Below are 25540 nucleotides of genomic sequence, written 5' to 3' on the forward strand. Positions count from 1 at the left end.
TCCTCTCTTTTGGTATGATAAAATTAACTATGTCACAAAAAGTGTTTATCCTCCTTTCTGTAACCAGGATGAAAGCACTTACAAAAAATGCTATTGTTTATTTGTATTCTATTTATTGTAAAATTATATTAGTATATCAAAATTATTTTGATATTTACTATAAAAACACTAAAAAAGTGAGGTGTAAGCAACATGTTAGTTCAAGCAGTAATTACTATTGCAGCCGTACTTACAGTAGCAGCTATTATCTTAGGCTTCATTTTCTTAAAATCTTCAGGCGGCAAAGGATATCTTCCGTACATTCCAAGTGCTATCCTTTTCTTTGGAGGAATCATTGTAGTATGTGCAGCAACTCCTCAAAAGATAATGATTTGGGAAGCTGGATTAGGTGGCTGGGGAATTGCTAGTCTTTTCGCGGCTGGAATCAGCTTTATGATACTTAGTGTTATTCATGCCTATTTCGTACATGATGAAAAAGTAGCTTAAAAAATAATAAATATCCTAAGAATTTAATACACATAGCCAAAAAACCTCTGTTCCTTTAAGCAAGATCATTTATTGATCCTGTTTCTCAAAAAAGAAGCAGAGGTTTTTTATTGGAATAATCTATCGTTTTGTACGTAATATTGTAAAAAAGGGGGGAGATTATGGAGTTACTTGAGTCGATAAACCCTTTTGTCATGCAGTTATTCCTAGTACCTGTAATAGTAATAGGATTAGGTGTACTTGTCTCTGTCCTAACGAAAAAAGTATATCTAGCGCCTCTAATTACGTTGTTATTCAATCTAATAATTGAATTGTTGTACCATGGCCGTCAGACGGAAGGCTTTATATTAAGCTCATGGAATATTGTTTTTCCGATATTCTCATTTGTCGTTGCATGGGTAATTATATTTGTACAAAAACAAAAGACTAAGATAAACAATGGTTGAGATGAATAATATCTCAACCATTTCTTTTTACTTTTTTAAATACGTATTTCCGTCACGTTGTTCAATTTTTCCTTCTTTTAGTAACTTTCCTAGCGCTCGTTTAAATGCAGCCTTACTAATGTTGAAAGTGCTTCTAATATCTTCCGGATCACTCTTATCACTAAAAGGAATCATGCCGTCATGCTCTTGTAGATGCTCTAAGATCATATCTGCGTCTTCTACCATACCATGTTGTTTTAGTGGGCGTAAGGAGATATTTAATGTGCCATCATATTTAACTTCAATGACACGTCCTTCGACAAGTTCACCTAGCCTTGGTTCTGTTTTTCTCTCTGTATGGTGAATAAATCCACGATAATCTTCCTCGGTAATAATAGCCGAACCTTCTCTGCTCGTATGATATACTCTTCCTTTTACAGTTTCATTTAATAACGAATCAGGAGCGAGTTCTATTTCACGAAGAATAACACCTTCTGTTGCTGGTAAGGCAAGTAATCTTCCTTTTCTATCTTTGCCTAAAGTGACGTATAGTTTGTCTCCTTCTTTAGGCCAAACGTTTTCAAATAATGGTAAATCGTCCTTAGAGACTAGGAATTCCTTTGTTGTGCCAATATCTACAAATGCACCTAAATTTGGAATGACATTGACTACAGTAGCCCAACCATATTGATCCATGACTACAGTAGGAAGTTTCATGGATGCAGTTAGTTTTTCTTTTTTATCCAAGTATAAGAAAACGTCAACTTTTTGGTCTACTTCAAGTTCTTCGTCCGCTTCATTAAAATGAAGCAGTGCTTCTTGCATATCTTTTTTAACGACATAACCATTATCAATTTTTCGGTCAACAATCATCGTTTGAATGGTACCTATTTCGATCATACAAACCCCTCATTTCTTATGTATTGGAAAAGGGACACCCTAGTATATAGGGTATCCCTTTTATTTCTAAAGTAACACATCATTATTTTTATTATACCCCGAAATGATTCGGGTGGGAAATTCTTGCTAAATATCATATTTAAATGTTGCAGTTCTCAGTAACGCCACTGAGTTTATACGAATTTCACTTTACCGCGGTACATGTTCCACTGGGTGATAAGAATCAGCCACTCGGACTACTTACCCCTTATCCATGTTCTCTAACTTAAGCAACGTAAGCCCAACCTTCTCTTACGTCCTTGCGACCCTATAGTCGCGCCAGTGTGAATAAGCATTACCAAAAACACTGTAGAATGCCAGATATGATTGTCACTTTAGACAACTTACCTATTATTTCATAGTTTTAGTTATTTGTCAATATATGCTTTTTATCCCAGTGCTTTCAATAGCCTTGCTTGTTATGATTTAACAGACTTCTTATATGCCCAATGAACTATGAAATAACAAATTAATAGGCTAAACAGTGCAACAATTGTTAGTGAAACTGCATTAGGTTCTCCAAACACTTTATAATATACGTGGACTAAAGATAAATCTAAACCTAACCAACGTAAAAATCCAAGAATGAAAATACCACCAACAATACCTAACATAATAGTTAACGTAAATTTAATTTTAGTAATATTATATCCTCCTTTCTATAAATTGTGTGATCGATTAAATACTCCATACACGTATTATTGAATGTCTTTTCTGGTAAACCTATATAAAGAAATACGATATGAAATATACAATGTAAATGCGGCAAATAGTAAAGGTATGGCAATAGGCTGTATGCTAATTACATTGAGTACAAACGAAGCAAAGTTGTTTTCTAGCGTAAGATGAGGGTTTGCAATTATTACAACAAAGATGATAATCGTAAATAAAAATACAAAAGCAAAAATACTCATCGCATATCGAAAATTACTGAAGAAATAAAAGATAGGAATACATATAGCTAACATGAATTAGTAAATGGCTCACATTTATGCCTCCTTTCGAGTCATGTAATACATCATATCTTCTAATGTCGCATTTTCGAGTACAATGGTTTCACCTAAAGGCTGAAGGATAGAAGCATTTCCTTCGAACAATCCATGAAAACCAGTTTGTGTGATTTGGATTCCAGTAAATAAATCTCTTGTATCTGAATCAATTAAATCCTTTTTGCCCTTTACAATATAAAAAGATTCCTTAATCTCCTCCATATCCATATGAAGAAGAATCTTACCTTCATTAATGAAAACAATGTAATCCGCAATTTTATCTAAGTCATTAGTTATATGGGTCGATAGAAAAATTGTCTGATTCTCTTTAATCATTAACTCTTGTAATAAATCGAGCAATTTTCTTCTAAAAATAGGATCCAACCCAGAAGTCGGCTCATCCATGATTAGTAGATCTGGCTCATGACGTAGAGCAAATAGTAATGAGGTTTTCATTTTCATTCCTTTGTAAACGAATATACATTCAACATATTCCGACAAATATTGCCTGGGAAATATAACTAAGTTTTGATGCTGATAATAAATAGAGGATAGTAAATACAGTACTAATAACTGTTTGTTTGTTAATGCTGACGTTTTTATTTAAAATAAGATTATTAGTGTGTTAAACATAAAAGGAGGTAAATTCATGGGTCCTAAAGTGAAAATAAGCGATATTGTTGATGGAATGGAATTTCAAATGGAGGAATATTTTACTTTCTTGCATATACCAACTGGTAAAGTTGTTTCTATTTCGGAACAATACTTAGGAAAAGCAGAGGAGGGTGAATTTGATGGAGTAGAAGATTTAGAGGAAGAAGAAAGGCTTGCTTATGATTACATGGAAAACTCAAATGTATTTGTAGAACTGCCAACTAGGTATGATATTAATGAATACCGTATCATACAGGATTTCTGTTATTCCATTGATAATAGGATGATAAAAGATAGGTTGTTGCGTGTTATTGAAGGAAAAGGGGCATTCAGAAGATTTAAAGATGCGGCACATCATCTGGCAGTAATTCAGGATTGGTATACCTTTCGAGAACAACGTTATAAAGAAATTGCAATAAGATTTTGTGAAGAATTTGACGTTGAATATATTGATTAAAACTAGGGTAAAACTATATTCTTGATAATTGTTTTCTGAATATTGACAACATATATTATTTCCTATATTATAAAATCATGATGATAAAAGAAAACAAACAACAAAAAGTATATCGGATTTTAAAGGGAAGAATAATTGAGCGAGAATATGTTCCGGGTCAACGAATTGTAATTGATCAAATTGCAAAGGAATTAGAGACAAGTACGATTCCTGTAAGAGAAGCAATTAGACAGCTAGAGGCAGAAAGACTTGTTGTCTATAAAAGGAATGTTGGTCCAGTTGTAGCCGAAGTAAATGAGTCAGATTACTTGGATACCGTACATGTTCTTGCACTACTTGAAGGGTTTGCGGCATCTCTGGCTGCAAAGAATTTCACACAAGAAAAGATTAATAGATTAAGAGAACTGAATCGATTAATGGAGGAGGCGCTTGAGAATTTTGATGTCATTCAGTTCAGTAGGTTAAACTCAGCATTTCATCAAACCATTTCCGAAGCGTGTGGGAATACATACTTACTTGAAACGATAAAGCACACTGTCAATCGAATTGATTCTATTAGAGGAACTGGTTCAACTTTATACTCCAAACGAGTAAAAGAATCGATTGAAGAACATAAAGAAATCATTGCATTATTAGAATCGAAAGATGAAAAAGGCGTGGAGGAATTTGCCCGCCAACATAAAATAAAAACTGCTGAGAACTTTGAATTACGTAGAAAGAACTTAATTGAAACAAACACATTTTAATAGTAAATGGAATTACTTCTAGCACAAAAAACTCAGATAAAGTTGAAGTTTTTTGTGCTATTATTTTTATATTTAGTTTGAAATGAACAAAAAATACGACAAAAAATTCTGTTGACATGACATATGAAATCATATATGATTTAATTGTTCAGAAAATTAACATTAGTATAATAATGTTTTGGAGGTAATCAAATGGCTTTTCAAGAAGCAAAAGAAAGATTCCGAGGCTCAATTACACCGGTGATTACACCTTTTCATGAAGATGAGCGAATCGACTTTGATAAGTTTAAGGAACTAATCAATTGGCAGATTGAAAGTGGAAGTCATGGGATATCCGTAACTGGTACTTCAGGTGAACCAAGTTCTATGTCTATTGAAGAAAGATTACAAGTCATGGAAACAGCCTGTAAGACCGTAAACGGAAGAGTTCCATTCATCCCAGGAACCGGATCAACCAACCACCAAGAAACACTCCGCATGACCAAGGCTGCGCAAGAAATGGGTGCAGATGGAGCAATGGTCATTGTCCCTTACTACAATAAACCTAACCAACACGCACTATACAAACACTTCAAAGCTATTGCAGATTCAGTAGATATTCCAATTATTTTATATAACATACCAGGAAGAACAGCAGTAAATTTGGAAGCGGTTACAATTGCGAGGCTAGCTGAAGATTGTCCAAATATTATCGGTGTAAAAGAATCAAATAAAGATTTTGAACATGTTAATAAAGTATTACTAATGTGTGGGCGTGACTTTAATCTATATTCCGGCATTGAAGTACTTTGTTACCCAATGTTAGCTATTGGCGGGGCAGGACATATTAGTGCAACAGCGAATGTTGCTCCACGAGAAGTAGCAGAAGTTTACAACCGATGGGCAGTCGGAGATGTGAAAGGTGCGCAAGATTTACATTATGAATTAATGAAACTAAATGATGTGCTTTTCCGAGATACAAATCCTGCACCAGTTAAAGCTGCCTTAGGAATGATGGGGAAAGTAAAACCAATTTTGAGAAAACCGTTAGATGTTCCATCACCTGAAATTCAAGCGGAAATCCGTGACGTATTACTAGATTATCAGTTAATAACTGAAGATGTGCAAGCATAGGAGGGAACAGTTTTGATAGAGAAAGTAGATGATGTAAAACTCTACATAAATGGAGAATTTGTCGACGCATCTGATGGGCAAACTTTTGAGAATATAAATCCATTTACAAATGAAACTACTAATTTAGTAGCGAAAGGTACTGAAAGTGATATAGAAAAAGCTGTAGAAGCTGCAGAAGAAGCATTTGAACATGGGCCTTGGGGATCGATGAAACTAAAGGAACGGATGAAATATATTGAGAGAATTGCAGACTTAATCGAAGAAGAAGCAGAATCCATTGCATACTTGGAGTCTCTCGATTCTGGTCTACCAATTAGTCAAACTCGTAAAATGGCAGCACGTGGGGCAGAGAATTTTCGCTTCTATTCTCGGATGGTTCAAGCAAGAATGCATGGAGATGCCTATCAAGTTGATGATGAATTCATTAATTATACGGTCTACCAACCATTAGGAGTAGTTGGACTTATTACACCTTGGAATGCTCCATTTATGTTATTAACCTGGAAGGTTGCACCAGCCCTTGCCACTGGAAACACAGTTGTACTAAAACCAGCAGAATTGTCTCCCTTATCAGCGAATATATTGGCCAATGTGATTCAAAAGGCAGAATTGCCTAAGGGAGTTTTTAATGTAGTCCATGGATTTGGGGAAACAGCTGGGGAATCATTAGTAAAACATCCAACGGTGAAGGCAATTTCCTTTACTGGTGAAACAACGACAGGAAAACGAATTATTAAAAACAGTGCCGATTCGTTGAAAAAGACTTCAATGGAATTAGGTGGGAAATCACCGCTTATTGTATTTGAAGATGCAGACTTCGACCAAGCACTGGATGCTGCTGTCTGGGGGATATTCTCCTTTAATGGGGAACGCTGTACAGCGAACTCTAGAGTCTTTGTTCAGAAAAATATACGAGAGAAGTTTACAAATGCATTAAAAGAGCGCGTCCAGAATATTGTAATAGGAGCTCCAATGAATAACGAAACGGAACTCGGACCATTAATTGATCAAGGCCATTTTAAAAAGGTGACTGGTTATATAGAACTTGCGAAAGAAGAGGGATGCGAAATATTTCAGGGGACTGTCCCTCCTGAGCTAACAACAGGTAATTACGTTCCGCCAACACTTCTTCTTAATGCCAAAAATGATATGAAAGTTTGCCAAGAAGAAATATTTGGACCAGTAATGGCAGTAATTGAATTTGAGAAAGAAGAAGAAGTGATCGAAATGGCTAATGATGTGGAATATGGTTTAGCAGGTTATGTATGGACTAATGATATAAAACGGGCACACCGAGTAGCACAAGCAGTCGATTCGGGAATGATTTGGGTGAATTCGCAGAACGTACGAGACTTACGAATTCCATTTGGTGGAATGAAAGCAAGTGGAATTGGACGTGAAGGAGGACATTTTGCGATATTCGAATTTTATACCGAACCAAAAGCAATCCATGTTGCTATCGGAAATCATCATATACCACAATTCGGAAAAGGAAAATAAGGAGGGAATAACATGCCAGCCAAAACAGGAAAACAATATATTGAAGGATTAAAGAAGGCGAATAACAATGTGTATATCCAAGGAGAAAGAGTAGATGATGTGACGGAACATCCTGCTTTTAAAAATGTGATTAAATCGATGGCTAACCTATATGATTTACAATACGAAAAACCAGAGAAAATGCTTTATACGTCTCCAACTACAGGGGATAAAGTTGGAATGACTTTCTTACAACCGCGCTCAGTAGAGGATTTAATTAAACGAAGAGAAGCGATGCAAGAGTGGGCAAGAACTTCGGGGGGAATGATGGGACGTTCTCCAGATTATCTAAATGCAGAAGTAATGGCAATGGGGGTTAATAATTCTCTATTTGCGGAAGGTGATCCTCGGTTTGCCGAAAATGCACGTAATTATTATGAATACGCACGTGAGAATGATATTAGTTTGACCCATACACTTATTCATCCACAAGTAAACCGTGCGAAAGCACAGCATCAACAGAAAGATGCAAATGTGGCACTACACTTAGTGGAAGAGCGTCCAGATGGGATTATAGTTGATGGAATACGTCTCCTTGCAACACAAGGCGGCATTACGGATGAAATTCTCGTCTTTCCTTCTACGGTTAAAAAAGCAGGGGAATTAGATGATCCATATTCGTTAGCGTTTGCGATTCCAAACAATACACCAGGATTGAAATTTATTAGCCGTGAGTCCTTTGATTACGGAAAGAACGATTGGGATCATCCGCTTGGATCTCGTTTTGAAGAAGGAGATGCGATTGTTTCCTTTGAAAATGTGTTTGTTCCTTGGGAGCGTGTATTTGTATGTGGAAACTCTTCCGTATGTAATCGCACGTTTAAAGAGACAAACGCAGTTGTGCACATGGCCCACCAAGTTTTAGCAAAAAATATAGTGAAAACAGAGTTTGTTCTTGGTGTAGCGTTAAGTATGATGGATGCGATTGGAATTGATGGGTTCCAGCATGTTCAAGATAAAGGTGCAGAAATTATGCTTACTTTAGAAACGATGAAATCTCATTTATATCGTGCAGAGCATAATGCAAAGTTAGATAAATCTGGTACGATGACACCGGACTTTGCTGCATTAGACGCAGCGCGAAATTGGTATCCAAGAATTTATCCTAGACTTTCCGAGATTATTAGAATACTAGGTGCATCTGGACTAATGGGTATCCCAACCGAAGCCGACTTTAACCATGATGAAATTGGACCAATTATTCATCGTGGCCTACAAGGGAAAAACTTAGAAGGATATGAGCGTGTACAATTATTCCGACTTGCTTGGGATATGACGTTAAGCGCATTTGGAAGTCGTCAAACTCATTACGAATACTACTTCTTTGGAGATCCAATTCGTATGGGGATGACATACTTTGATAACTATGACAAAGAACCATATAAAAACTATATACAAGATTTCTTGAAAAAATCTACTGGCGTAAAAGCTTCCAACTAAGGAGGGAGTCAAATGGATTTTAATATTATACGCTCAGCAAGGGCAGTCCTCCATGTCACTGATTTAGAAGCATCAAGGAAATTTTATGTCGATGCGCTCGGATTTATTGAAACAGAGTCTGATGAGAACCATATTTATTTAAGAGGATTAGAGGAACACAATCATCATAGTCTACTATTGAAAAAAGCAGGTACCCCTGTTGTGGAAGCGCTAGGATATAAAGTATCTTCTGAACATGATTTGGAAGCACTAGCACTATTCTTTGAAAAAGAAGGATATCCTACAAAATGGATGGAAAAAGGATCCCAACATGCCATAGGTCGCACGTTACGAGTAAATGATATCGCTGGATTACCATTAGAATTTTTTGCTGAAATGGATACAGTGGATAGACTATTACAACGCTATGATCTTTACAAGGGATCACGTATGCAACGAATTGACCACTTTAATTGTGCTGTTACTGATGTGGAAGAAAGCTATAAGTTCTATCATGAAAAACTTGGCTTTGCCTGCTCCGAATATACAGATACGCCAGAAGGGAATATTTGGGCAACATGGTTACATCGGAAGCAAAATGTCCATGATGTTGCGTTTATGAATGGAAAAGGACCAAGATTACATCATATTGGTTTTTGGTTACCAGATCAGTTAGCACTTATTCATACGTGTGATGTACTTGCCTCAATGGGTTATGGAGAATCAATAGAACGAGGTCCTGGACGACATGGTTTATCTAATGCGTTCTTCCTTTATTTAAGAGACCCTGATGGACATCGAATTGAATTATATAGTGGAGACTATTTAACGAGTGATCCGGATTTCAAACCAATTCGCTGGGATATTAATGACCCAATGCGGCAAACATTCTGGGGGCATGCTGCACCAGATAAATGGTTTACAGAAGCATCTACAGTGTTGAATGTTCATACTGGGGAAGTTGTGGAAGTAAAAGAGGGGAAATTAAAGCAGCATAAGCCTACTTTTGTGATTTAAATAGGTATTGTTTGTGGGGAGTTTTGACTCATTAACATTTGAGAGATATTAGAGCGTGAAAAGTGCATGAGGGACGTTCTCATAAACATTTCATAAGAAAATTACCCTAAAAAGTATATGAGATTCGTTCTCCTACACAATAAGCAGGAAAAGTATATGAGTTACACTTCATATATTTTTCTAAAGAATAAAAAAGGGGGTCAACAGATGGATGACCGCTTGTTCCGTAACGCAATGGGGAAATTCGCAACCGGTGTTACGGTAATTACGACGAAATTAGGTGAAGATGTTCATGGCATGACGGCAAATGCTTTTATGTCGGTATCCTTAGATCCCAAACTAGTACTTGTGTCAGTTGGGAATAAAGCTACGATGAAACCTTATATAACGAATGCAGGTAAGTTTGCAATAAGCATATTAAACGAAGAACAAAAAGATTTATCCGCGTATTTTGCAGGTCAAATCAATGAAACTCGTGAAATAGATTTTTATTGGTTTCAAGAGATGCCAACTATTAAAGAAGCACTAGTAAATATCGTATGTGATTTACATGATGCAGTAGAGGCTGGAGATCACACACTTTTTCTTGGGAAAGTAACGGATATCGTAATCCGTGATGGCGAACCACTTGCATTTTATGAAGGGAAATATCGTGAGTTAGAAGATAGTAAACGCGTGAAATAATAGTTTTTAATCTTGCTGAATGGGGGTATTACCATGAAACAGCAATTAGATCAGTCTTCTCAGATGTCTTTTGATATATTTCAAAAAATAAACGGACATGAACAAGTAGTCTTTTGTAATGATCCTAGTACAGGATTACAGGCAATTATTGCCATACATGATACAACACTAGGTCCTGCACTTGGAGGAACTAGGATGTACCCATATGCCAGTGTAGAAGATGCATTAAACGATGTACTGAGACTGTCAGAGGGGATGACTTACAAATGTGCAGCAGCTGATATTGACTTCGGTGGAGGTAAAGGAGTCATCATTGGTGACCCAAAGACCGATAAATCACCTGCACTGTTTCGGGCTTATGGCCAATTTGTTGATTCATTAAATGGAAGATTTTTTACAGGTACTGACATGGGAACAACGATGGATGATTTTGTTCAAGCGGCAAAAGAGACAAATTTTATTAATGGCATTCCAGAAGAGTTCGGAGGTGGGGGAGATTCTTCCGTACCAACAGCACAAGGTGTAATTTATGGGTTAAGAGCGACATCACTATACTTGTATGGAGACGAAGATCTTTCTGGAAAAACGTATGCAATCCAAGGACTAGGTAAAGTTGGATTTAAAGTTGCAACTCATTTGCTGGAAATAGGAGCAAACTTAATTGTCACTGACATTAATGAAGAAGCATTAAAAGCAATTGAACAAATTGCAGCCGAACAAAAAGGTAATGTCACCATAGTAGGTAGTGATGAAATCTATACTGCTGAAGCGGATATATTCATCCCATGTGCAATGGGTGGAATCTTGAATGATGAAACAATTGAAAAGTTAAAAGTAAGAGCAGTAGTTGGCTCTGCGAATAACCAACTGAAAGAAGAACATCATGCGAATGTACTTCATGATAAAGGAATTTTATATGCACCAGATTACATTGTAAACTCTGGTGGGTTAATCCAAGTAGCAGATGAGCTCTACGGGGCGAATAAAGCGCGGGTCTTAATGAAGACGAAAGCAATCTATCAATCTATTTTAGAAATCTATCAGCAATCAGAACTAGATGCAATTACTACGCTAGAAGCAGCCAATCGAAAATGCCAGGAACGACTAGAAGAACAACGGGGACGTAATAACTTTTACAGAAGGCAAAAAAGCCCGAAGTGGACATTTATAAATGAGGTGTAATTAATGGTTGAAGTGAAATTCCATGATATTGGCGAAGGGATGACAGAAGGAGAAGTCGTTAGTTATCTCGTAAAAGTTGGTGATAAGGTAAAAGTAGACCAACCATTAGTAGAAATGCAAACAGATAAAATGGTTGCCGAAATTCCTTCTCCTGCATCAGGAACAGTGAAAAAAATCCACTTTGATGAAGGTACCTTAATTAAAATAGGCTCTGTTTTACTAGAAATTGATGATGGAACAGAAAAGAAGAACAATTCCTCATCGGAACAGGAAGTGTCTGCTAGTTTGTTAGCACCTAGTCCGACTGTTAAGAATGAGGTCCCATTACAAAAGAAAACACCACCTAAGCGGATCATCGCAGCACCACATACGAGAAGAATTGCTCGGGAGAATGATGTGGATATTGAAGAAGTAGTCGGTACCGGTCCAGCTGGAAGAGTGACAGATGAAGATATATTTCGTTTTGTTAAGGCACGTGATGAAAAAATAGAATTAGAGATTCCAAAAGGTGAAACGCCGCTTCTAGTAGAAAAGGAAAAAACAGAAGACAGTGTTAGCGATACAATACCTTTTACTGGAATTAGAAAACAGATTGCTATGAATATGTCTCATTCGGTATCAACCATTCCACATGTCACGCATTTTGATGAAGCAGATTTAACGGATTTACTAGCCTTTCGACAAGAGCTAAAAGAGGATGGGGAAAATATTTCAGTTGTTGCCTTTTTCTTAAAAGCGTTAGCAATCACATTAAAAGAGTTTCCATTGTTTAATGCACGATTAGAGGAAGAAAACAAAGTCATACGATTACTGAAAGAATATCATATCGGTTTAGCTACAAATACAGAAAAAGGGTTAGTAGTCCCTGTAATAAAAGATGTGGATAAGAAATCGATAAAAGAAATACATGATGAAATGAAAGCTTTAACGAAAAGAGCACAAGACAATAAGCTTTCTATCCATGATTTGAAAGGTGGAACATTTACCATCAGTAATGTTGGGCCACTTGGAGGTATAGCGGCGACACCGATAATTAATCATCCACAAACAAGTATCATTGCATTTCATAAGACGAAAAAAATGCCTGTTGTCATGGAAAATGATGAGATTGCCATTCGATCAATCATGACGATGTCGTTGTCATTTGACCATCGTTTAATTGATGGCGCAGATTCGGTTCTATTTACAAATCGATTTATCGAATTGATCCAACAACCAAAAAAACTATTATTATATTTGCGGTAACATGCAGGGCAGTAAGCACCGAACGGGGTTTTACTGCCTATAAATCTGTAATCGACTATTTATAGAATATGAGGTGACTTTCGAAATGACATTTCAAGCTAAAGCAAGGTTTTCTTCAATGCTGGAAGATATCCAAGTCGGTCCGTCTTACATTGAATGGAAAGGGAAAAAGTTAACAGAAGATGCGCTCACATGGCAGCCACCTGTAACAGGAACAGTTTACGGAACACTATTAAACTTTACGGAACAAGTTGAAGCATTACAAAGTCAATTCAACAAAGACCCTTATAAGAAACCTCCAATTAGACCGATCATGTATATAAAGCCAAAGAATACATTTAATGCCCATCTGAAAGAAGTAGCAATTCCAGAAGAGATTAATGAAGTAGAAATTAATGCAACCCTTGGGATAATCATTGGGAAGACAGCTACAAATGTTAAAGAAGAGGAGGCTTATCATTTTGTGGAAGGATATACGATCGTAAATGATGTGTCCATTCCGCATGATAGTTATTACCGTCCAGCCATCAAACAAAAAGCACGTGATGGATTTTGTCCAATTGGCCCATGGTTAGTAGGAAAGGAACATGTCGTAGATCCAGATAATTTATTGATACGGACATTTAAAAATGACGAACTAATTCAAGTGAATCATACGAAAGAATTGGTACGGTCAATTCCCCGCTTAATTCAGGATGTAACTGAATTTATGACATTATACAAGGGGGATGTGCTGCTCGTTGGAGTGCCTTATAACCCTCCAAAAGCAATCGTTGGAGATACGATACGTATTGAAATTGACCAAATTGGAAGTTTAGAAAATCAATTTGTCATGGAAAATGTCCAAGTTGCAAAGGGGGAACACAGATGAAGCATGCCCGTGTTAGTTGTTATGGACAAATTTTCGAAGCGATAGAAACAGAAGGGAAATTAAAGCTATCGGATGGTAGAATCGTAGAACAAAAGGATGTTGTGTTTCTTGCACCAATAGAAGCGGGAACGATTTTCGCATTAGGATTAAATTACGCAGACCATGCGAATGAAATAAGTTTCAAAGCACCGGAGGAACCACTTGTATTTTTAAAAGGTCCCAATTCGTTAATTGGCCATAATGGACTGACCCGTCGTCCTAAAGGTGTTGAAACGATGCATTATGAGTGTGAACTTGCGGTTGTTATTGGGAAGAAAGCCCGTCATGTGAAACGAGAAGATGCCTATGAATATATTTCAGGTTATACGATAGCTAATGATTATGCCATTCGAGATTATTTGGAAAATTATTATCGACCTAATTTAGCGGTAAAGAATAGGGATACATTAACACCGATTGGTCCTTGGTTTGTAGATAAAGAAGATATTAATGATCCGATGAATTTGAGACTGTATACGTATGTGAATGGTGAAATAAAACAAGAAGGTTCAACGAAGGATATGGTGTTTGATATCCCTTTTTTAATTGAATACTTAAGTAGTTTTATGACGTTAAATGAACATGACATTATATTAACAGGAACCCCTAAAGGAACGGTAAATGTTGTAGAAGGGGACGAAGTAATTGTTGGAATTGAAGGGCTCGGTGAGCTGAAAAATACAATTGTTGGCGATGAAGCTTTTGCACGGTAAGGAGTGAAAGGATGCCACATATTATTGTTGAATATACCGATAATCTTAAGCAAGATGGAGATATAAAAGGATTACTAAAGAAGATTAATGAAGCAGTGATTGCAGAAGGAGATGCTTTTCCAATTGGAGGTATTCGTTCTCGAGCGGTCGAACTGACTGATTATGTCGTTGCCGATGGTGCTGAAGAAGAGGATGCGTTTGTACATGTTACATTAAAAATTGGAAAAGGGCGATCAGAAGTTGTTAGGAAAGCAGTTTGTGATCAAATTTTTCAAGTGATCGAACAACACTTTGAAAATATATATGCGAACCGTTATTTAGCTCTCTCGATGGAGCTATATGAGTTTCCATACCCTACGTATAAGAAAAATAATATTCATAAACGGTATAAATAGTGATTATAGACGGTCTGTTCATTTTATACTTTTCTAAACGTATAAATCAGAAACCATCCTAAACATTTATAGACCCGAAATCCTAATCGGTTTTCGGGTTATTTGTATTATACGAGATTGATAATCCCAAGTGTTATTAATAGCACTGGAGGAAGAAAATGCATTCGTTCAAGTCGTTTATTATTGGCTAACACTATCCCTACTTGAATCCCATAATGAACAAAAACACCACTCATTAAAGCGATTAGAATGGGTGTGTATATTGGTGAATAACCAAGGATAGCTGCCCCTATACCTGCCCCAAAGGCATCTAATGCAAGTGCTGTACCAAGTAAAATAGCCTCTCCTATAGAGATAGTTCCTGATTGATCTAAATCGGCTTTGTCAGGAGTTGTAATGACTGTTCGTAAACTTTGAAAATTATTTGGTGTTGTTGTTTGTTGGTCTATTTCCTCTTCTTTATTTATTTGCCCTCTTATTGTATTAATTAATGCAAATAAACCAATAAAGATAAGAATGAATCCGCCAATTGTTTTTGCGGTACTAATCGATAAAAAGGTATTTAGCATCTTTCCAAGAACCATAGAAACAAGAACGACCATACCAGAACAAACCATAATAATCGCTAAAGCACTTTTTGGAACAAGTATTTTTCTCATTCCATAGGATACCCCAACACCAAAACCGTCTAGACTTACAGCAATTACGAGGAATAATAATCCAGTGAAAAATAGCATAGCACCATATCCTTTACATGTTCTAGAGTATTGTATGGAGATGATGGTTGGTGTGTGCCTTTTATATTTGGGCTATTTTCATCTGAAATCAATAAAAAAATACCGATAGAACCTGCATAAATCTGTTCTTACTGGTCAGCTTTTGGTATCGTTGGAATAAGTAATTATTTTGGTGTTATGTTGGAGGAATAATCATGTTAAAAAAAGTAATAACAGCAATTGTATCAACTTTAATTTTTGGAGCAGTGATGGGGCTAGTAAACTATTTAACAAGTCCAATTAGTGATTTTAATAACTTTTGGTTACCTGCAGTCTATTTTGCCCTCTATTCTGCCCCGGTTTATTTAATCGGTGGAATTCCTATTTCTTATTTAATCGAGAGGTTACTGAAGAAACTGAATTTTAATTCAGACATTGCGAGGCACTACACGAAATACGGTCTCTTTATCTTAGTCGGAATTATTGTAGGGATTTTTTATGTATTAATCTTAAAGATATCTGGAAATCAGTCTAATCAAGAATTGTTAGTTTATTTAGTTGGGGGAGTACTTGCATCGTTAATTTTCTATTATGTGTCCCTCGTATTTAACCGAGAAAAAGTAAATTAGAAGTGTGATATAGTAGGTAAGAGATGTTGTTAAGAAAGGAATTACAAACATGAGTAAAACATTAGTATTGGCAGAAAAACCTTCTGTAGGTAGAGATATAGCAAGAGTGCTTCAATGTACAAAAAAAGGTAATGGCTATCTCGAAGGTTCCAAATATATCGTGACATGGGCCCTTGGCCATTTAGTAACATTGGCAGACCCTGAAACCTATGATGATAAATATAAAACATGGCGTTTAGAAGATTTACCGATGCTTCCCTCTAATTTAAAACTAGTTGTGATGAAGAAAACAGGTAAGCAATTTAATGCGGTAAAAACACAAATGAACCGAAAAGATGTTCATGAAATTGTAATCGCGACCGATGCAGGGCGAGAAGGAGAACTTGTTGCAAGATGGATTATCGAAAAAGCGCGCATAAACAAACCAATTAAACGACTTTGGATTTCATCTGTTACAGACAAAGCCATTCGAGATGGATTTAATCAGTTAAAACCAGGTAAACAGTATGAGAATTTATACGCATCAGCGGTGGCACGTTCCGAAGCTGACTGGTATGTTGGATTAAATGCGACAAGAGCACTAACGACCAAGTTTAATGCCCAATTATCAAGTGGACGAGTTCAAACACCAACACTAGGTATGGTTGCTCAACGAGAACAAGAGATTAAAGAGTTTAAACCTCAAACTTATTATGGAGTGCAAGTTCAAGCATCTGACAAAGTTAAATATACGTGGTTGGACGCAAAAGGGAACACTCGTTTTTTTTCACAGGAAAAAGCGAATGAAATAGTGAAGAAAATCCAAGGCCAACCATTAACAATTAATACTATTGATAAAGTAGCTAAAAAGAAATTTGCACCGCAGCTATATGATTTAACTGAATTACAACGCGATGCCAATCGTATTTTTGGATATTCTGGGAAACAAACGTTATCCATTATGCAAAAATTGTATGAACGACATAAAGTATTGACCTATCCGCGAACAGATTCTCGTGTTATCTCAACAGATATCGTGCCAACATTAAAAGACCGTTTGAAGGCATGTGGAGTGGATCAATATGCTAATTTAGCACAAACAATTTTAAGAAAAGGGATTACGAAGCTTCCCAAATCGGTAGTAGATAATAGTAAAGTAAGTGATCACCACGCTATCATCCCTACAGAAGAAGCGGTTGTATTAATGGATTTAGATGATAAAGAAAGAAAAATATACGACCTCGTTGTGAAGCGATTCCTAGCTGTATTAATGGATCCTTATGAATATGAACAGACAACGATTCATGCTTCCATAGGTATGGAGCAGTTTACTGCAAAAGGTAAAGTAGTTAAGAAGCAAGGGTGGAAAGCGGTGTATGACCGAAACTTTGAAGAGGAACTTTCAGACGATCAACGACTTCCTATTTTAAAGCAAGGGGACAGTTTTACAAATGTTACTTCGAAGTTAACGTCAGGGGAGACGAAGCCGCCAGAACGATTAACAGAAGGTGCACTCCTCCAGGCGATGGAAAATCCGGTTCGTTATATGAATCCAGAGGAAAAACATTTAGCTGGTACCCTTCAAAAAACGGGTGGGATTGGCACTGTTGCTACTCGTGCTGATATTATTGATAAGCTATTTAATAGTGGGTATATGGAGTTGAAAGGTAAATATATCTTTATCACTTCTAAAGGAAAGCAGCTATTAGAACTTGCACCAGAAGATTTACGTTCACCAGCATTAACCGCAGAATGGGAACAAAAGCTTAGTCTAATTGCTGAAGGGAAACTAAATAAAAATAAGTTCCTAGCTGAAATTAAAGATTACACAAAGGAAATCATTCAAGAAATTAAAGGAAATGATACAAAGTTTAAACATGATAATCTTACTGGAACAAAATGTCCTAACTGTGGAAAGCTGATGCTCGAGGTGAATAATAAGCATGGTCGAATGCTAGTTTGTCAGGACCGTGCATGTGGCCATAAGAAAAATATCGCGAAAAAGACAAATGCGCGTTGTCCGAATTGTCATAAACGTCTAGAATTACGTGGTGAAGGGGAAGGACAAATGTTTACTTGTTCATGTGGTCACCGTGAAAAACTTTCTACATTTAATAAACGTAAAGAAAAAGAGAAAAAAGGGAAAGTTTCCAGAAAAGATGTAAATAAGTATTTGAAGAAGCAGGATGACGGGTTTGCAAACAATGCACTTGCGGAGGCACTTGCTAAATTGAAAGAAAAGAAATAGGTTGGGCCAGAACTATTTGTAAATAGAACGGGCTATGTGACAGTTTACTAGCGATATATAATGAAAGGTCACATAGAACCGCTCTTTGCGCCCAAATGAAAGATTTACCGGAAATAAGGTCACATAGACGGGTTCTATACGCCCAAATGAAAGATTTACCGGAAATAAGGTCACATAGAACCGTTCTATAAGCCCGAATGAAAGATTTATCGGAAATAAGGTCATATAGAAGGGATCTATGAGCCCGAATGAAAGATTTACTAGAAGCAAGGTCACATAGAACCAGTCTATGCGCCCAAATGAATGCAACAATTAATAGGATGCAAAGTCACATTGCACATTTATCCGGAGTAATGATACTACATTTAACTATATTATGAACATTCCATAAATCAATTTACTTGAATTAATAGTGGTTGTATCATTAATATGTAGTTATACCTAAATAATAGGAGGGTTACATTTTAATGGCTTTTGTTATTTTAGATCCATGTCAAAATGAAAAAGCGGCAGAATGTGTTAGTGTCTGTCCAGTTGATTGTATAGAAGAAGGTCCAGATCAATTCTACATAGATCCTGATATTTGTATTGACTGTGGTGCTTGTAAAGCAGTTTGTCCAGTTGATGCGATAGAAGAGGAATATGATTTGACTCCGGAACAAGAAGTTTTCTTAGAAAGAGCAGAAGAATTTTTCGCAAATCGTTAATAAATTAAAAATCCCGTTAGTATTGTGCTAGCGGGATTTTTGTATCTTCACATATGTAATTAATTTTCCTCAACCGCAACAGCAAGCTTACTTGCGATCCAACGCTTGGCTGTTACTTCATCGACTTCATATATTTTTCCTGCTCTAAATAACTCTCCATGATAAGCGGTTTGTACATTCATCTTCACTTTTACCATCATATTAACCACCTTCCTCATTATATTAATTATAACGAAATTACTAGATTGTGGCTAATGTAGTGTTTTACCATTTTCTATTATCTCTTCTAACTTTACGAAAGTAGGTCCTCACTCATACAAAAGTAGGTATCTTCTAATATACTCTCAAATGTTCCCTACATAATAAGGAATTCTCAAAATGATTGGTGAACCGTACGCTATGACTAAGACAAGAAAATAGGAGGAATTCAAATGGAAGAAATTAAAAAGTTATTTACTGAAATTGATGGAGCTTTGAAAGATAATCCTGAACAAGTAAAAGGAGTTCAGGCTGTGTATCAATTTAACTTTCACGAGGATGAGTCAACTGTTTTTCAATTAGTGTTAAATGGTGAAAATAGTTATACAACTGAGGGGAAGAAAGAATCTCCTGACTGTACATTAACGATGTTAAAAGAAGATTTTCTTGCGATGGCAAAAGGGGAACTAAATGGTACAAGGGCATTTATGAGTGGACGATTAAGAATTAAAGGAAATATGGGTTTAGCTTTAAAACTTCAAAGTATATTAGCCACCTATAATCAAACAAAGAATTTATAAGATGCGTTTCGTAAGGAGGAAACAGATTTGATTTCATTTCATCCAACTGAAGAAGAATTAGCTTTTTTAGAAGTGGCTAAAGACTTTGCTAAGAAAAAGATACGTAAAGTCGCAAGAACTGGTGAAGTTAATTTAAAAGTTAATGAAGAACTAGTGGAAGAAGCAAGGGAGCTAGGGTTTCTCTCTTTAGAATTACCTGAGGAATGGAATGGATTAGAATTACCTTTGATTTCTCAAGTGCAAATTATGAAGGCTTTAAGTTATGGGGATTTAGGTATAGTACAAGGATTACCGAGTGCAGGAGATGCAGCACCATTCTATCGGATTATGCATAATTATTCCCAACTTCAATCGGTAAAAGAAAAATATATGGATCAACCAGATTATTGTTCGGTATTAATAGATTTGTGTAAAACAAGTGACTTCGCAACTACAGAACTTGTTGTGAAACGTAAAGGAAATAACTATGAATTAAATGGTATGACAGAACCAGTTCGTCTTGCTAGATTTGCTGAGTCAGTAGTTCTCTTCGCCTTTGATCAGGAAGGGCAGGCAGTCATTTTGCTCGTCCAAGATAACAAATGGACAGTTCAAGAAGGAGATTACCGACTAGGACTTCTAGCTTCAGGGCTTGGAAGATTAGTCTTTGAAAACTGTGTGGTGCCTGCTAATCAAGTTATCGTTACTGGTAATGATGCAGAAAAAATAATGAAAAAAGTCCGTACGCGGAAATTTGTTCTTGAAGCGGCAAAACAAAATGGACTAATGGAAGCAGCGCTAGATTATACAACACAGTACACAACAGAACGGAAAGCTTTTGGCCAGGAAATTGCTAAGTTTCAAGGCGTTTCTTTCAAAATTGCCAAAATGGCTATGGAAACACGAATCGTAAATCATCTTATGTTTGAAGCAGCTTTAAAGGCTGACGAAGACTCACAAAGTGCTTACGGATTAGCATTACGAGCACTGCACAGAGCACATAAAGGGGTGCGATTTGTAACGGATGCCGCAGTACAGTTATTAGGGGGACATGGCTTTATTCAAGAATTTCCAGTGGAAAAGTGGATGCGGGATGCACAAGCCCAAGTAGCTCTATATGGTCGAGAGAGCAATTATTTACTAGAGCGTGGTACAGAATTATTGACTAGTGAAGGGCGGGTGAGTGTGGAATGATTTCATTGGAGTTGTCCGAACAGCAAAAACAAATTAAGGAAATGACCCATTGGTTTGCTGAACATGAAATTCGTCCAATTGCTCTAGAAGCGGATAAATTGGGAAAAGTTCCAGATGATTGGCTTCATCAAGTTAATCAAATGGGAATTCATTTAAATACTTCATCCTTTGGGGGTGGAGGAAAAGAAACCTCACAAGGAAAAAAGAAAAAAGAACGAGAAGGAAACCGCATGGGTGTTATAGCGACGGAGGAAATGGCATGGGGAGATCCAGCAGTAACTTTATCCTTACCAGGTGCAGGTCTTGGTGGACCACCTATTGAAAGTAGTGGCACTCCAGAACAGAAAGAAAGGTTTTTATCTATTTTTACGAACGATAAACCAAGGTGGGGGGCATATGCCTTAACGGAACCAGAAGCAGGTTCAGATGCTTCTGGAGTAAAAACTACTGCTATAAAAGTTAATGATGGTTATATATTGAACGGACAAAAAATCTTTATTACCAATGGAGCACGGGCATCTTGGGTCGTTGTGTTTGCAACTGTCGACCCTAAGTTAGGCCGAGCTGGCCAACGAGCATTTGTTGTTGAAAAAGGAACACCAGGATTTACTTGTACAAAGCTAGTTAAGAAAATGGGACTACGGGCAAATGAAACTGCAGAGTTACTATTAGAAGATTGCTTCGTACCAACTGAAAATCTGCTTGGTGGTGAGAAACTCTATGAAACAAGTGAATCAAAGCCTTCAGGATTTCAAGTTGCTATGAAAACTTTTGATTCTACTCGACCGATTGTAGCAGCAATGGCGATTGGAATTGCACGTGCTGCTTATGAATACACACTTAATATCGTTAGGAGAGAATATCCAAAGCAAGGAAAATATTATTACTTAGCTTGTCAGATTCTTGCAGAAGCAGAGCAAAACATTCAAGCTGCAAGGTTATTAACTTGGGAAGCAGCGTGGATGGCAGACCTTGGCATTGCTAATGCAAAGGAAGCGGCAATGTGTAAAGCGTATGCTGGACAAATGGCTTTAGATGTCTGTTCTAAATCTCTTGAGTTACTAGGCCCAACAGGATTAGATGGACATTTAGTAGAAAAATTGTTCAGGGACGTTAAAGTGTTTGATATTTTTGAAGGAACTAATGAAATACAGCATTTAGTCATTGCTAGAAGGCAATATGCACCATACGGATTACGGGTGTAGAAGGAGGTTAATAAAGTGACCGATCAACTAGTACAATTGGAAAGAAGAAAAAAGGGCGTTACATGGCTCAAGATTCATCACCCACCGGTAAATGCAATTGGTAAAGACTTAATGGATGAATTGGATGCGGCAGTTATCGAACTTACAAGTGATCCATCTACTAGAATTGTAGTCATTACTTCTACACACCCAAAGATTTTTCTATCTGGAAGAGATTTAAAAGGAATGATTTTAGGAAGTAGCGACATGGCTTTAGAAGATAATTTCATTGAAAAAGAAAGTGCTCGCATGCAAGCTTGTTTTCAACGATTTCGCGATTTACCAAAACCAGTTATTGCGGCAATTAATGGCCATGCACTAGGTGGAGGCTGTGAACTTGCATTAGCGTGTGATTTTCGGCTAATGGGTAATGGGAAAATAGGATTAACCGAAGTATCACTAGGATTAATCCCAGGTGCAGGTGGAACCCAACGGATGACTGAATTACTTGGTCGAGGAAAAGCAATGGAACTTATTTTTCTAGGAAAGAAGCTGTCTGCAAAAGAAGCAGAGGAAATCGGATTAATTCATTATGCTATTGAGCCTTCCCAATTTGAAGAAAAAGTGACCGAATTTGCAGAAACATTAGCAACAGGTGCCGTCCATGCAATGGGATTAGCAAAACAGGCAATAAATGCTTCAGAAAAGGGATTGGAAGAAGGATTAGCAGTTGAAGCGAAAGCATTTGCAAATACTTTTGAATCTAATGAACCTAGTATTGGTCTTGCTGCATTTTTTCAAAAAGAAAAAGCTAATTTTATCGATTCAGAATAGGAGGGAAGACATGGCTTGGAATGAATTATTAAAAGGAAAAGTTGCGGTCGTTACAGGTGCTTCAAGAGGACTAGGTCGAGCAGATGCACTAGCACTTGCAGAAGCAGGAGCAGATGTTGTTATTACAGATATTTTAATAGAATCGGATGAATCCAATGAAAAAGAAGCTGAAAAATATGGCCCAATGGCGCAAATTATGCATAGTACGAATGTCATGTTTGCCGATAAAACAGCTATGGAAATACAAGCAATGGGTAGAAAATCATTTGCAATGAAAATGGACGTCACAAATCGGAAACAAGTGGAAGAAGTCTTTTCTAAAGTGAAGGAGGAGTTTGGCCGAATTGATATATTAATTAATAATGCAGGTACATTAGATCATATCTCCCAAATCGAAGATCAGAATGATAGCTTTTGGGAAAGAGATTTACAAGTGAATTTGACTGGAGCCTATAATTGTACAAAAGCAGTTTGGCCATATATGAAAGAGCAGCAGTACGGAAAGATAATAAATATGGCCTCTGTCGCAGGTACTTTAGGTGGATTTGGGCAAGCAAGTTATTCAACGACAAAGGCAGGTCTATTAGGATTTACAAAGAGTATGGCATTAGAAGGTGCTCGCTTTGGTATTAATGTCAATGCCATTATACCTGGAATAATTGGTACCGAAGCCTTTCATCTAGGGAATCCAAAAATGAATGAACGAATGATTAACCGTACTGCTTTTAAGCGTCCTGGCGAGCCAGAGGATATTGCAAATGCAATTACATTCTTAGTATCCGATAAAGCAAAATATATTACTGGTGTTGGATTAAACGTGTCTGGTGGTATTGAATTATTTACATTTTAGTTAGGAGGGGTAATCATGCGTGAAGTAGTTATTGTTGATGCGATTCGTACAGCCATCGGAAAAAGGAATGGTTCTCTTTCTAGCGTTCATCCGGTTGACCTATTAGTTCCAGTTTTACAAGGGTTAGTAGAGCGAAACAATGTTGAACCTGCTCTTATAGAGGATATTGCTTGTGGATGTGTCACTATGACAGATGAACAAGGCGGAAATATCGGTCGGATGGCAAGTCTTGCAGCAGGATTTCCTGTAGAGGTGCCAGCATATTCGATGAATCGAATGTGTGGTTCGAGTCAACAAGCAATACATAATGCTTCCCAAACGATTCTTGCAGGGGATGCTGATATTGTGATTGCCTGTGGTGTTGAGAATATGAGTAGGGTACCAATGGGAAGTGATTTAGGTTCTTTTAGCGATAGATTAGTAGAACAGCATTCTATCGTTCCACAAGGTTTCTCCGCAGAAATGATTGCATCTCAATGGGGATTATCAAGAGAAGAGCTTGATGAATATTCATTACAAAGTCACAGGAAGGCAGCAACGGCAACAAATAAAGGACTATTTGACCGCGAAATTATACCAATTCACCGGGAAAGTAATGAGATATTTTCAACGGATGAAGGAATTAGAATAAATACATCAATGGAAAAATTAAGTGGACTAATTCCATCATTCCAACCAGACGATGGAGTGGTTACTGCAGGGAATTCCAGCCAAATTAGTGATGGTGCAGCTGGCTTGTTACTCATGTCTAGTGAAAAAGCAAAAGAACTAGGAGTTAGACCACGAGCAAAAATCGTCGCTCGAACAGTTGTTGGGGTCGATCCGGTTATGATGCTTACAGGTGTAATACCGGCAACACGTCAAGTGCTAGAAAAAGCCGGTTTATCTATCCAAGAAATAGATGCAATTGAAATAAATGAAGCATTTGCATCCGTTGTGAAAGCTTGGGAAAAGGAAATTGAGCCCGATATGGAGAAAGTTAATAGTAGAGGTGGCGCAATTGCATTAGGTCACCCACTTGGAGCAAGTGGTGCACGTTTAATGACGACATTGTTACACACGTTAGAAGATACGAATGGAAAATATGGACTTCAGGTGATGTGCATTGGATTTGGAATGGCAACTGCCACAATTATTGAGAAAATTGGATAGGAGGATAACGATGGAATTCGTTAAACCAAAGTCGGACGACGTATTTGAAATGATTGATGCTGCTTTACATGAAGATCCAGCTGCAACGAAAGGAAAGGATGGGGTGTACCAGTTTAATCTGACAGGAGAAGATGGCGGAACTTATCAAATGGTCATTGAACCAGACGAGGCAAAAGCGCTAAAAGGTGAAGTGTTTACGCCAGATGTTACCTTAACATTGTCGGCAGATGATTTTAAAGATTTAGTAGCAGGAACTTTAAATCCAACTGCAGCATTCATGAGTGGAAAGTTGAAAATTAAAGGGAATTTAGGGTTGGCATTAAAGTTACAGGTTGTGTTAAATTCCTTTTCTTTTTAAAGGAAGAATGGGATGACT

General features: G+C 37.1%; 30 protein-coding genes. 24 read left to right on the top strand and 6 right to left on the bottom strand.

The features are described from left to right. The first annotated feature begins 192 nt into the window (after positions 1-192). A complete protein-coding gene (locus IEV35_RS03750) occupies positions 193-486 on the top strand; it encodes a hypothetical protein (protein WP_188383364.1) in 294 nt (97 codons plus the stop codon). 161 nt (positions 487-647) lie between these two features. Next, positions 648-932 carry a DUF2651 family protein gene (locus tag IEV35_RS03755; protein ID WP_188383365.1) on the top strand — a complete coding sequence of 95 codons (285 nt, stop codon included), beginning with the start codon at positions 648-650 and terminating at the stop codon, positions 930-932. 27 nt (positions 933-959) lie between these two features. On the opposite strand, the gene IEV35_RS03760 is transcribed toward IEV35_RS03755, so the two are convergent. From IEV35_RS03760 to IEV35_RS03775, 4 genes are all read right to left on the bottom strand, one after another. Further along, a complete protein-coding gene (locus IEV35_RS03760; protein ID WP_188383366.1) occupies positions 960-1811 on the bottom strand; it encodes a CvfB family protein in 852 nt (283 codons plus the stop codon). Positions 1812-2269: 458 nt separating this feature from the next. Continuing rightward, positions 2270-2464, bottom strand: coding sequence for a hypothetical protein (locus IEV35_RS03765; RefSeq protein WP_188383367.1), 195 nt, complete (start codon positions 2462-2464; stop codon positions 2270-2272). 84 nt (positions 2465-2548) lie between these two features. Next, positions 2549-2818: a hypothetical protein gene (locus IEV35_RS03770; RefSeq protein ID WP_188383368.1), complete on the bottom strand. Its 270-nt coding sequence runs from the start codon at positions 2816-2818 to the stop codon at positions 2549-2551. A 21-nt stretch (positions 2819-2839) separates the two neighbouring features. Next, positions 2840-3295 carry an AAA family ATPase gene (locus IEV35_RS03775; protein WP_229740635.1) on the bottom strand — a complete coding sequence of 152 codons (456 nt, stop codon included), beginning with the start codon at positions 3293-3295 and terminating at the stop codon, positions 2840-2842. A gap of 193 nt (positions 3296-3488) precedes the next feature. Here IEV35_RS03775 and IEV35_RS03780 point away from each other — a divergent pair, with 193 nt between their 5' ends. The 12 genes from IEV35_RS03780 (at position 3489) to IEV35_RS03835 (ending at position 14913) form a co-directional block, all read left to right on the top strand. Further along, positions 3489-3950, top strand: coding sequence for a UPF0158 family protein (locus IEV35_RS03780; protein ID WP_188383370.1), 462 nt, complete (start codon positions 3489-3491; stop codon positions 3948-3950). A gap of 80 nt (positions 3951-4030) precedes the next feature. Beyond that, on the top strand, positions 4031-4696 hold the full coding sequence (locus IEV35_RS03785; RefSeq protein WP_188383371.1) for a GntR family transcriptional regulator: 666 nt from the start codon (positions 4031-4033) through the stop codon (positions 4694-4696). Positions 4697-4888: 192 nt separating this feature from the next. Further along, entirely contained in the window at positions 4889-5809 is a 921-nt protein-coding gene (gene hpaI, locus IEV35_RS03790) for a 2,4-dihydroxyhept-2-ene-1,7-dioic acid aldolase (protein WP_188383372.1), read from the top strand. A 12-nt stretch (positions 5810-5821) separates the two neighbouring features. Then, positions 5822-7309 (top strand): 5-carboxymethyl-2-hydroxymuconate semialdehyde dehydrogenase, encoded by a 1488-nt coding sequence (gene hpaE, locus IEV35_RS03795; protein ID WP_188383373.1) that lies wholly within the window; start codon positions 5822-5824, stop codon positions 7307-7309. A gap of 12 nt (positions 7310-7321) precedes the next feature. After that, positions 7322-8788: a 4-hydroxyphenylacetate 3-monooxygenase, oxygenase component gene (hpaB, locus tag IEV35_RS03800; RefSeq protein ID WP_188383374.1), complete on the top strand. Its 1467-nt coding sequence runs from the start codon at positions 7322-7324 to the stop codon at positions 8786-8788. Positions 8789-8800: 12 nt separating this feature from the next. Next, a complete protein-coding gene (gene hpaD, locus IEV35_RS03805) occupies positions 8801-9784 on the top strand; it encodes a 3,4-dihydroxyphenylacetate 2,3-dioxygenase (protein WP_188383375.1) in 984 nt (327 codons plus the stop codon). Positions 9785-9991: 207 nt separating this feature from the next. After that, positions 9992-10468, top strand: a complete 477-nt coding sequence (locus IEV35_RS03810) for a flavin reductase family protein (RefSeq protein WP_188383376.1) — start codon at positions 9992-9994, stop codon at positions 10466-10468. A 33-nt stretch (positions 10469-10501) separates the two neighbouring features. Beyond that, a complete protein-coding gene (locus IEV35_RS03815) occupies positions 10502-11650 on the top strand; it encodes a Leu/Phe/Val dehydrogenase (protein WP_188383377.1) in 1149 nt (382 codons plus the stop codon). A 3-nt stretch (positions 11651-11653) separates the two neighbouring features. Continuing rightward, complete coding sequence (locus IEV35_RS03820; RefSeq protein WP_188383378.1) at positions 11654-12895, top strand: dihydrolipoamide acetyltransferase family protein; 1242 nt, start codon at positions 11654-11656, stop codon at positions 12893-12895. Positions 12896-12980: 85 nt separating this feature from the next. Beyond that, positions 12981-13766, top strand: coding sequence for a fumarylacetoacetate hydrolase family protein (locus IEV35_RS03825; RefSeq protein ID WP_188383379.1), 786 nt, complete (start codon positions 12981-12983; stop codon positions 13764-13766). Next, positions 13763-14518, top strand: coding sequence for a fumarylacetoacetate hydrolase family protein (locus tag IEV35_RS03830; RefSeq protein WP_188383380.1), 756 nt, complete (start codon positions 13763-13765; stop codon positions 14516-14518). The genes IEV35_RS03825 and IEV35_RS03830 overlap by 4 nt, the downstream gene beginning before the upstream one ends. A gap of 11 nt (positions 14519-14529) precedes the next feature. Next, a complete protein-coding gene (locus IEV35_RS03835; protein WP_188383381.1) occupies positions 14530-14913 on the top strand; it encodes a 5-carboxymethyl-2-hydroxymuconate Delta-isomerase in 384 nt (127 codons plus the stop codon). Positions 14914-15020: 107 nt separating this feature from the next. On the opposite strand, the gene ytaF is transcribed toward IEV35_RS03835, so the two are convergent. After that, the gene (gene ytaF, locus IEV35_RS03840; protein WP_188383382.1) at positions 15021-15650 is read right to left on the bottom strand and encodes a sporulation membrane protein YtaF; all 630 of its coding nucleotides are present in this window, start codon (positions 15648-15650) and stop codon (positions 15021-15023) included. A 194-nt stretch (positions 15651-15844) separates the two neighbouring features. Here ytaF and IEV35_RS03845 point away from each other — a divergent pair, with 194 nt between their 5' ends. From IEV35_RS03845 to IEV35_RS03855, 3 genes are all read left to right on the top strand, one after another. Beyond that, the gene (locus IEV35_RS03845; RefSeq protein ID WP_188383383.1) at positions 15845-16258 is read left to right on the top strand and encodes a hypothetical protein; all 414 of its coding nucleotides are present in this window, start codon (positions 15845-15847) and stop codon (positions 16256-16258) included. Between the two features lie 49 nt (positions 16259-16307). Further along, positions 16308-18485: a DNA topoisomerase III gene (locus IEV35_RS03850; protein WP_188383384.1), complete on the top strand. Its 2178-nt coding sequence runs from the start codon at positions 16308-16310 to the stop codon at positions 18483-18485. A 467-nt stretch (positions 18486-18952) separates the two neighbouring features. Then, a complete protein-coding gene (locus tag IEV35_RS03855; RefSeq protein WP_188383385.1) occupies positions 18953-19192 on the top strand; it encodes a ferredoxin family protein in 240 nt (79 codons plus the stop codon). A 59-nt stretch (positions 19193-19251) separates the two neighbouring features. Here the strand turns inward: IEV35_RS03855 and IEV35_RS03860 are convergent, their stop codons facing one another. Next, positions 19252-19389: a hypothetical protein gene (locus tag IEV35_RS03860; protein ID WP_188383386.1), complete on the bottom strand. Its 138-nt coding sequence runs from the start codon at positions 19387-19389 to the stop codon at positions 19252-19254. Between the two features lie 234 nt (positions 19390-19623). On the opposite strand from IEV35_RS03860, the gene IEV35_RS03865 reads away from it, so the two are divergent. From IEV35_RS03865 to IEV35_RS03895, 7 genes are read left to right on the top strand one after another with little or no spacing between them, the layout of a single operon-like run. After that, entirely contained in the window at positions 19624-19971 is a 348-nt protein-coding gene (locus IEV35_RS03865; protein WP_188383387.1) for an SCP2 sterol-binding domain-containing protein, read from the top strand. Between the two features lie 27 nt (positions 19972-19998). Beyond that, on the top strand, positions 19999-21144 hold the full coding sequence (locus tag IEV35_RS03870) for an acyl-CoA dehydrogenase family protein (protein ID WP_188383388.1): 1146 nt from the start codon (positions 19999-20001) through the stop codon (positions 21142-21144). Continuing rightward, the gene (locus IEV35_RS03875) at positions 21141-22349 is read left to right on the top strand and encodes an acyl-CoA dehydrogenase family protein (RefSeq protein WP_188383389.1); all 1209 of its coding nucleotides are present in this window, start codon (positions 21141-21143) and stop codon (positions 22347-22349) included. The genes IEV35_RS03870 and IEV35_RS03875 overlap by 4 nt, the downstream gene beginning before the upstream one ends. A gap of 15 nt (positions 22350-22364) precedes the next feature. Continuing rightward, the gene (locus IEV35_RS03880; protein ID WP_188383390.1) at positions 22365-23162 is read left to right on the top strand and encodes an enoyl-CoA hydratase/isomerase family protein; all 798 of its coding nucleotides are present in this window, start codon (positions 22365-22367) and stop codon (positions 23160-23162) included. Positions 23163-23172: 10 nt separating this feature from the next. Continuing rightward, complete coding sequence (locus tag IEV35_RS03885; RefSeq protein WP_188383391.1) at positions 23173-24012, top strand: SDR family NAD(P)-dependent oxidoreductase; 840 nt, start codon at positions 23173-23175, stop codon at positions 24010-24012. A gap of 15 nt (positions 24013-24027) precedes the next feature. Next, complete coding sequence (locus tag IEV35_RS03890; protein ID WP_188383392.1) at positions 24028-25164, top strand: thiolase family protein; 1137 nt, start codon at positions 24028-24030, stop codon at positions 25162-25164. Between the two features lie 10 nt (positions 25165-25174). Beyond that, complete coding sequence (locus IEV35_RS03895) at positions 25175-25522, top strand: SCP2 sterol-binding domain-containing protein (protein WP_188383393.1); 348 nt, start codon at positions 25175-25177, stop codon at positions 25520-25522. Positions 25523-25540: the final 18 nt, after the last annotated feature.

The sequence above is a fragment of the Ornithinibacillus halotolerans genome, from assembly GCF_014637405.1.
In the GTDB taxonomy this organism is placed as follows: domain Bacteria; phylum Bacillota; class Bacilli; order Bacillales; family Amphibacillaceae; genus Ornithinibacillus; species Ornithinibacillus halotolerans.